Raw genomic sequence first — 224 nt, forward strand, 5'->3', positions numbered from 1 at the left:
GCCACAGGGAACGCGCGCCTGCCATGTTGCGACCGGCGGTGGAGGTTTTGGAACGGTAGATGGGCATCGTGCTGGCTTCTGAAAAATCGCTGAAAAGGAAGCGGGCCGCAGGAATAAAGGCCCCTCGCGCGCCCGTGCAGACAACCTCTTGAGCCGTGCCGGGGGCAAACCTGTCAATTATCGCCCAGCCCCACAGGCCCGCCCGGGGCGGTGGGGCTGGGGAT

This window comes from Acidovorax sp. HMWF018, from assembly GCF_003061035.1.
GTDB lineage: Bacteria > Pseudomonadota > Gammaproteobacteria > Burkholderiales > Burkholderiaceae_C > Acidovorax > Acidovorax delafieldii.